The organism is Synechococcus sp. R6-7 (genome assembly GCF_047461695.1).
GTDB lineage: Bacteria > Cyanobacteriota > Cyanobacteriia > Thermostichales > Thermostichaceae > Thermostichus.
Genome location: NZ_JANSHS010000172.1, coordinates 1 through 4,782, shown reverse-complemented (window position 1 = coordinate 4,782; position 4,782 = coordinate 1). Strand labels below are relative to the sequence as shown.

Below are 4,782 nucleotides of genomic sequence, written 5' to 3'. Positions count from 1 at the left end.
TCAGGAGAGTTCAGCGTGAATGTATCAGAAACCGCTACAATCCAAATCTCAACGAGGCTAAAAGCAACCATGGCACAAGCACTGGAACTCAATACCGAGAACGTCGAGAAAGTCCTGAACGAGCTGCGTCCTTACTTGATGGCCGATGGGGGCAATGTGGAATTGGTGGAAATCGATGGCCCGGTGGTCAAGCTGCGCTTGCAGGGGGCCTGTGGAGCCTGCCCCAGCTCGACCATGACTCTAAAGATGGGCATTGAGCGCAAGTTGCGGGAAAGCATCCCCGACATTTTAGAAGTGGAGCAGGTATTCTGAGAGGCCCTTCTTCCGCTTTGGGTTTTTGTGAGATTTCTTTAGGATTCTTCTCAAGTGTTGGATTGGGTGCCTTGATCAACTTGATCAACAGTCCCATGGTCTTTGGGTAGCCTCGGGTGGCTCTCTGCTCCCCACTTCTTTCTTCTGTGCCTTCTTCAGAGCTAGCGCATGTCTGTTCTCCTCTCCATCGCCATTCTCGCCCTGCTGATCCTGGTGCATGAGGCAGGGCACTTTGCGGCAGCCAAACTCCAAGGGATCCACGTCAACCGCTTCTCGCTGGGGTTTGGCCCGGTGTTGTGGCGATACCAGGGCAAGGAGACAGAGTACGCCATTCGCGCCCTGCCGCTGGGGGGCTACGTGGGCTTTCCTGACGAGGATGAACATTCCCCCTACCCGCCCGACGACCCGGATCTGCTGAAAAACCGCCCCGTGCTGGATCGCCTGGTGGTGATGAGTGCAGGGGTGATGGCCAACCTGATCTTCGCCTATCTGGTGCTGGTGTTGATGTTTGCTTGGGTGGGGATCCCCTCGGTAACGCGCATCCATCCCGGCATTCTCATCCCTCAGGTGATGCCCGATAGCCCGGCGGAGCGGGCCGGCCTGAAGGCAGGGGATGTGGTGTTGCAGGCAGCAGATCGCGATTACAGCAGGATTGCCGACGAGACGGCGGCCTTGGCAGCTCTGAACGATTTTCAGGTGCTGATCCGCAGCAGCGAGAACCGGCCCATTCCCCTGGAGGTGCAGCGTGGGGAAGGGGATCCCCTGCAATTGACGGTGATCCCAGAGGTGCGGGGAGAGACGGTGGCCATTGGAGTGACCTTGGCCCCCCACCAGGAGGTGACCTTGCGTCCCCCTCAGAGTGTGGCTGAGATCCTCACGGAGGCGGGAAATGCCTACCAGCGGGTGGTGATGCTCAATCTGAACGGCTTGCGGCAGTTGCTGCAGAATTTCCAAAGCACGGCTGCTCAGGTCTCCGGCCCGGTGGGGATCGTCAAGATCGGGGCCGACCTGGCCCGCGATGACGCCGCCAGCCTGTTTAATTTCACCGCTTTGATTAGCATTAACCTGGCCTTTCTCAACCTGTTGCCCCTGCCCGCCTTGGACGGGGGACACATTGCCTTTTTGATCCTGGAGGCGATTCGCGGCAAACGGCTGCCCAAGCATCTGGAGGAGCGGGTGATGCAGACGGGCTTGGTGTTGTTGCTGGGATTGGGGGTGGTGCTGATCTTCAAAGACACCCTCGCCATTGTCACCGGGTCGGGCTAGGGGAAGATGGCCAGCAAACCGGCCTTGCGCCAGCGAGCTTTGGAGATCCTGCTCCGGCTGAAGCGCCACTACCCCAACTCCACCTGTGCCCTCCACTACCAGACGCCGCTGCAGCTCTTGGTGGCAACCATCCTCTCGGCTCAGTGTACGGATGAGCGGGTGAATCAGGTAACGCCGGAGCTGTTTCGTCGCTTCCCGGATGCCCAGGCCCTGGCGACAGCGCCGCGAGAGGAGATCGAGGCTCTCATCCATTCCACCGGCTTCTATCGCAACAAGGCCAAACACATTCAGGAAGCCTGCCGCAAGATCTTGAGCGATTTCGGTGGTCAAGTGCCCCGCACCATGCCGGAGCTGCTCACCCTACCCGGCGTAGCCCGCAAGACGGCCAATGTGGTGTTGGCTCATGCTTTTGGCATCAATGCCGGGGTTACCGTCGATACCCATGTTAAGCGCCTCAGCCGCCGCCTCGGCCTCACTGAGCACGAGGATCCCGTGCGCATCGAAAAGGATCTGATGCAGTTGTTGCCGCAGGCGGATTGGGAGAACTGGTCTATCCGTCTGATCGACCACGGGCGGGCCATCTGCACTGCCCGCAGGCCTCTGTGCCAGCAATGTTTTTTGGCGGATCTCTGCCCCAGCGCTCCTCTTCTGGGATCGGCTGCACCGGCCGAGAAAACGGATAAAAAAGCTACAAAAGCCTCGCCGGCCTGAGAGGATGGTTTCTGGGCGCCCTGTATGGCTGAGCCGGCAGGGATCCCTCCCTTGCAGCACTTGTTTTGGCCGCCTCTCGCCCTAGAATAAGCTCCATGCAGGATAAACCCATGTCAGTCGTGCCCCCCGTTCTGGTCATTGCCGGCCTGACGGGATCCGGGAAAACTTTGGCCATCCAGCAGTTGGAACAACTGGGGTACACCAGCCTAGAAGGGATCCCGCCTGCCCAGGTGATCCCCTTGGTTGAGGCGATGCGGACCCATCACGCTGCTTTGGCCATCAGCTTGAATCTCCACGCCCAGGAGTACCGGGATCAAGTTCCCACCCTGGCTGCTTGGGTGCAATCGCAAGGGATCCCTTTCCTATTCTTGGAGGCCCGCTCCCCAGTGTTGCTCAACCGTCTCAGCGCCCACCGCCGTCCCCATCCCTACGGGGAAGCTGCCGGTTTGTTGGAGGCCATTGAGCAAGAGCGGCTGGCTCTGGCCCCGGTGCGGGAACGCTGCACCCACTGGTTGGATACCTCCGACCTCAATGCCCAGCAACTGCGGCAGCAATTGCAAGCTTTGGTGCAAGGGATCCCCCAGCCCCTCAACCTAAGGCTGGTCAGCTTCGGTTTCAAATACGGCGTTCCCCCCGATGCCAACTTGCTGTTCGATGTGCGTTTTTTGCCCAACCCCTTCTTTCAGCCCCATCTGCGTCGCCTTACCGGGCAGGATCCCCTGCTGCAGGAGTTCTTGTTTGCGGATCCCATCACACAATCCACCTACCAGCACATCTTGTCCCTGATCAAAGCGTTTTGGCCCCACTACCGCGCAGAGCGTCGCCCCCACCTGACTTTGGCTATCGGCTGTACCGGCGGTCAGCACCGCTCGGTGGCCCTGGTGGAGCGCCTGGCCCAGGATTTGCAGCCTTGGACTGTCCCTGCCGGCAACCACGTTCTTCCCGACCTGAATGTTCAGGTTCAGCATCGCCATCTGCTCGACTCTCAGCGGGAGCTGGAAGCCCGCTTTGGCCCGGCGCCCGGCGAAGCCGGCGTTGCCCAGCAACAGGTTAGGATCCCTTTGGCCGGCGTTCCTGCACCTTCCCATGCCTAAGCCCCTGCCCAGCAACAAGTCCCCTGTTTGGGGCATTCGTCGCCGCAAGGCTGCTTGGTCGGGAAGTGGCTGGAAATGGCTCTTTCCCGGTTTGGCTGTCAAACGCTGGCTGAGCCTGGCGGTTGGGGGCGTGCTGCTGATGGTGCTGGGCATTGCCATCTGGACGGAGTTGACCCCCATCTTTCGCCTGAAGCGGCTGATCGACATCACCCTGCGCCTGATCACCACTTGGATCCCGAACAACATCAGTGGCCCCCTGGTGACCGGGATCGGGCTGGTGATGGTGGTGCTGGGGTTTCGCAGCGCCATGCGCTCCATCGAGGATGTGCTGATCCCCGAGGGAGATGAAGCGCTGGTGGATAAGCTGTTGTCGCGGCGGCGTCTCAGCCGTGGTCCCCGCATTGTGGTACTGGGGGGCGGCACCGGCCTCTCCAACCTGCTGCGGGGTCTGAAGCGCTACAGCTCCAACATCACAGCCATTGTCACGGTGGCCGATGACGGGGGATCCTCAGGGCGTCTGCGGCGGGAGATCGGCGTTTTGCCCCCCGGCGATATCCGCAACTGCCTCACTGCTCTGGCCAACGAAGAAAAGCTGCTCACCGAGCTGTTTCAATATCGCTTCCAGTCGGGGGAAGGGCTGAGCGGCCACAGCTTCGGCAATTTGTTCATCACTGCCCTCACCGCGGTAACCGGCGGCGACTTGATTCGGGCCATCACTGCCACCTCGCAAGTCTTGGCCATTCAGGGGCGGGTGCTGCCGGCCACCCTGGCGGATGTTACCCTCTGGGCGGAGCTGAGCGATGGCCGCCGCGTGGTGGGAGAGTCCAACATTGCCAAAGCCGGAGGACGCATTTGCCGAATCGGCTGTGACCCCCCCAACCCTCCCGCCCTACCGGAAGTCATCGAGGCTATTGAGGCGGCAGAGTTTGTGGTGCTGGGGCCGGGTAGCCTCTACACCAGCATCATCCCTAACCTGTTGGTACCGGAAATTGTGGAAGCTCTGGCCAAAAATATGGCCCCCCACATCTACGTCTGCAACATCATGACCGAGCCGGGGGAAACCGACGGCTATACCGTTGGGGATCACGTCATGGCTCTGGATCGGGTGGCAGGAGTGCGCCTATTTGACGGCGTGCTGGTGCAGCGGGAGCCACCCTCCCCACGTGCTTTGGAGCATTACCGCCGCAGCGGTTCTGAGTTTGTGGTGTTGGATCCCGACAAACTGGCTTACCTGGGCTGCCGTGCCGTTTTGGCTAACGTCATGCAAGAGGATCCAGAGACCGGCTTGGTGCGCCACAACCCCGAACGCTTGGCTGCAATGCTGATGCGCTGGTTCGACAGACATCGCTCCCTCTAGCTTTGCCCAGGATGTCCTGATACATTTACGCTGAACACTGCT

5 protein-coding genes are annotated in these 4,782 nt (G+C 60.4%); all 5 read left to right on the top strand.

Annotated elements, in window-relative coordinates:
• Window positions 1-69 precede the first annotated feature (69 nt).
• The 5 genes from NW815_RS05870 (at window position 70) to NW815_RS05850 (ending at window position 4,740) form a co-directional block, all read left to right on the top strand.
• Window positions 70-312: a NifU family protein gene (locus NW815_RS05870; RefSeq protein ID WP_011432622.1), complete on the top strand. Its 243-nt coding sequence runs from the start codon at window positions 70-72 to the stop codon at window positions 310-312.
• A 168-nt stretch (window positions 313-480) separates the two neighbouring features.
• A complete protein-coding gene (gene rseP / locus NW815_RS05865; protein WP_414387953.1) occupies window positions 481-1,578 on the top strand; it encodes an RIP metalloprotease RseP in 1,098 nt (365 codons plus the stop codon).
• 6 nt (window positions 1,579-1,584) lie between these two features.
• Window positions 1,585-2,289, top strand: a complete 705-nt coding sequence (nth, locus tag NW815_RS05860) for an endonuclease III (RefSeq protein ID WP_414387955.1) — start codon at window positions 1,585-1,587, stop codon at window positions 2,287-2,289.
• 110 nt (window positions 2,290-2,399) lie between these two features.
• Window positions 2,400-3,383 (top strand): RNase adapter RapZ, encoded by a 984-nt coding sequence (gene rapZ / locus NW815_RS05855; RefSeq protein WP_414387957.1) that lies wholly within the window; start codon window positions 2,400-2,402, stop codon window positions 3,381-3,383.
• Window positions 3,376-4,740, top strand: a complete 1,365-nt coding sequence (locus NW815_RS05850) for a gluconeogenesis factor YvcK family protein (protein ID WP_414415803.1) — start codon at window positions 3,376-3,378, stop codon at window positions 4,738-4,740. The genes rapZ and NW815_RS05850 overlap by 8 nt, the downstream gene beginning before the upstream one ends.
• Window positions 4,741-4,782 lie beyond the last annotated feature (42 nt).

Excerpts from the sequence above, each read along its gene's own strand:
- NW815_RS05870 (WP_011432622.1), top strand. The coding sequence starts at position 70 with ATGGCACAAGCACTGGAACTCAATACCGAGAACGTCGAGAAAGTCCTG.
- rseP (WP_414387953.1), top strand. The coding sequence starts at position 481 with ATGTCTGTTCTCCTCTCCATCGCCATTCTCGCCCTGCTGATCCTGGTG.
- rapZ (WP_414387957.1), top strand. The coding sequence starts at position 2,400 with ATGTCAGTCGTGCCCCCCGTTCTGGTCATTGCCGGCCTGACGGGATCC.
- NW815_RS05850 (WP_414415803.1), top strand. The coding sequence starts at position 3,376 with ATGCCTAAGCCCCTGCCCAGCAACAAGTCCCCTGTTTGGGGCATTCGT.
- nth (WP_414387955.1), top strand. The coding sequence starts at position 1,585 with ATGGCCAGCAAACCGGCCTTGCGCCAGCGAGCTTTGGAGATCCTGCTC.